This is a genomic window from Aquabacterium sp., assembly GCF_004297345.1.
Lineage (GTDB): Bacteria > Pseudomonadota > Gammaproteobacteria > Burkholderiales > Burkholderiaceae_C > Aquabacterium.
The window spans coordinates 1-2,924 of record NZ_SCTN01000518.1 but is presented as its reverse complement, the minus strand read 5'-3'; the positions used below and the strand labels follow the sequence as shown (position 1 = coordinate 2,924).

Genomic DNA, 2,924 nt, shown 5'->3' with positions numbered 1-2,924 from the left:
CTTCGATATCGGTGGCTGGAAGGAAGACCCTCTGGCTGGTAGTTCCAGTGGCCCGGTCTATCAGAAGCTCTACATTCCTGGCATCGGTGTGCCCAAGTGGAAGTTGCCGGCGGCCTTGGGTGCCGGCATGGGCTTTAGCTTCAACAGGCCAGGATCGCCCTGGACCTTCGCTACGGCCAGCTATGTGCCGCAAGCCGTTGGTGTGGACCGCAGCCAGGACCCGAACGATCCCACACGCTTTGATGGCCGCTCCATGGTCATCCAGCGCCTCGTGTACCTGTCGCCCTCTGTGGCCTACAAGGTGTCCGATACGTTCAGCCTGGGGTTGGCCATTCCCATTGCCCACCAAAGCTTTGCGCTGGACACGGACATGCGCTTTCCCAACAAGCTGCTGGGCATCATCGGCAAGTTGCAGGACGCCTGGTGCAGTGACGGCGGCAACCCGCTGGACACATTCGGCTTTGGCCTGTGCGGCGGCGGAAAAGAAGGGCGCCTGAGGCCATTCAATCGGGCGGGCACCATGAAGTTCGACATGACGGCGCCTGTCGATCCGACCTACAACCTTGGGCTACTTTGGGAACCCAAGGATTGGTTTGCCTTTGGTGCTGTTTATCAGTCGGGCACCAAGACCACCTTGACCGGGCGCTATACCTTCATGGCTGACCCGATGTTCCCCAGGTTCGTGCAAGGCATGTACGGCAGTTTGCTGGGGCCTGTTGTAGCGGCCATGTTTGGGTTCCCTACATCGATCCCCGATGTGCAGACCGGTAACGCGACCATGCGCCTTCCGTTTCCTGCCCATCTGCAGGCCGGTATCAAGCTCAAGCCCACGGATCGCATCCAGTTCAACATGGATGCGATGTACACCGACTGGAGCAAGTGGGACAAGCTGGAGATCCAGTTCGATCGTCAGGTCGCCTTGCTGCAGATGGCGCGCGTCTTCGGACAGGCCGATGCCTCCAAGCTGGTGATCCCGCGCGGTTATCACGACCCCATTCACTTCGGCTTTGGCCTGGAGGTGGGGATCACGCGTGGCTTCAAGCTGCGCTATGGCTATGAGCCCCGCAAGACATCCATTCCGCAGTCTGCCTTTGACTTGATCGCTCCCTTGCCTACGATGACCGTACGCAGCCTGGGCATGGGCTATGAAAGCCCGTCAGGCTTGAAGATCGACGCGACCTATTCCTACGCCAAAGGCAAGTACGACATCCCCGCAGAGACCAGCTGCAACCTCAATTGCAGCAACTTCTTCAACGTCATCTACAACCCCTATGCGGGGCTCGATGTTTCCGGCTCCATGACCGTGCGTTATGGCGGCATGTCCATCACCAAACCGTTCTGAGTAGTGCCATGTCCCTTGTTCGTTCCACATCCCGCTTCAAGCTGTTGGCCCTTGCTGTGGCCGTATCGACCTGTGTGGTCACGCCGGTTTGGGCGCAGTCCACTGATGCCAAGGCCAAGTTGATTGACAAGCTGCTCACCCTTTGGCATCCGGAGGATGTGGTGATCATGATGGTGCAGCGTCCGGCAGCCGATGCCGTGCAGCAGGCGCGCATTGCTTTGCAAGGCCGTGTGACGGCTGAGCGCCGTGATGCGGCACTCAAGGACATGGCTGTTGACGTGCAGAAGTACATCAATGAAGCCACGCCGCTTGCGCTGGATACGGCGCGTCACCAAATTGCCGGCACGGTTGTGCCCATCCTTCAGCAGCAATTCAGCGAAGACGAGCTCAAGCAGATCATTGCGATGCTGGAGTCGCCTGTGAAGAAGAAGTTCGAGCAGTTGATCCCGCAGATGGAGCGCTCGCTTGGCGAGAAGGTGGTGGCCGAGAGCCGCGCCGCCATTGATCCGAAAATGAAGGAGCTGACGCAAGCCGTGGGCCTCAAGTTGCGTGCTGCCACGACAACGCCATGATGAGCACGCGCATGGATCATCTGGTGCTTCGTTTGTTCAAAGGCTTGCTGGCGGCAGGCTTGATGGCGTGCCTGGCCGCATGTGGCGGTGGTGGTGCATCACAAGGCGCGTCGGCCAGCCCGGCATCCGGTGCAGATGACACCCATGGTGCATTCACCTTGGGGCTTTCTGGCGGCGCCTATCGCGACGTCAGCCATGTATGGGTCACCGTGGGCAGCGTGGCCTTTCATCCGCAGGCTTCTCAGGCTTGGTCCAGCAGTGATCGCACCTGGACGGTGCTGCGTTTGACCACGCCGATCGTGGTGGACCTGGCGCTGGTGCCATCCAGTTCTCAGGGCGATGTGTCGCGCATCCTCAGCGGTTTGAGCGTGCCTGCGGGCACCTATGGCCAGATCCGCCTGTTTCCACTGGCGCACGATGCGGCCTTGGTCGATGCCGCTGCAGCCAAAGGCCTGAGCTACAACGCCCAGGTCAATTACACGGATGGCAGCGGGCAGGCTCGTATCGTGCCGCTGGAGTTGCCTCAGCCTGACCTGGGTTGGCGCATCGCAGGTTCGTATGCGGTGGCGGCACAAGGCGCCAGTTATGTGGTGGTGCAGGCCGACTTGCAGCACAGCCTGGTGCGTATGGCCTCGCCTGATGGCGTGGATCACTTCAGCTTCCGTCCGGTCTTGGCGAGCTATGACATGAGCACCAGCGGTGCCATCATCGGTTCGATCGATCCGTCGCTTATCTGCGGTTCGGGTACAGCGCCGGTTGCGCCGAACTGTGCACAGGACATCGTGGTCAGTGCACAGCGCTTGTCGGGTGATGGGCAGCGCTACGCCAGCGTGCGGCAATATCGTGTGAGCGGCAGTTCAGGTGGCTTTGCCTTGTACCCTTTGCCCACGGATACCAGCTATGAAGTGGTTATCACGGGCCGGCACATGCAGACCATGGTCATCCGCAATGTGACTGTTTCTGCCTTCAGCGTGCTTGCCACGCTGGACTGGACCGTGCTCGGTTCTTCC

3 protein-coding genes are annotated in these 2,924 nt (G+C 60.2%); all 3 read left to right on the top strand.

Annotated features, from left to right (window positions below; all coding sequences use genetic code 11):
- Positions 1-1,342, top strand: a 1,342-nt coding sequence (locus tag EPO09_RS20155) for an OmpP1/FadL family transporter (RefSeq protein ID WP_290646025.1), incomplete at its 5' end; no start/stop codon positions are given.
- A gap of 8 nt (positions 1,343-1,350) precedes the next feature.
- Positions 1,351-1,914 (top strand): DUF2059 domain-containing protein, encoded by a 564-nt coding sequence (locus tag EPO09_RS20150; RefSeq protein ID WP_290646023.1) that lies wholly within the window; start codon positions 1,351-1,353, stop codon positions 1,912-1,914.
- Positions 1,914-2,924: DUF4382 domain-containing protein (locus tag EPO09_RS20145; protein ID WP_290646021.1), on the top strand; the 1,011-nt coding region annotated here is incomplete at its 3' end. The genes EPO09_RS20150 and EPO09_RS20145, both read left to right, overlap by 1 nt.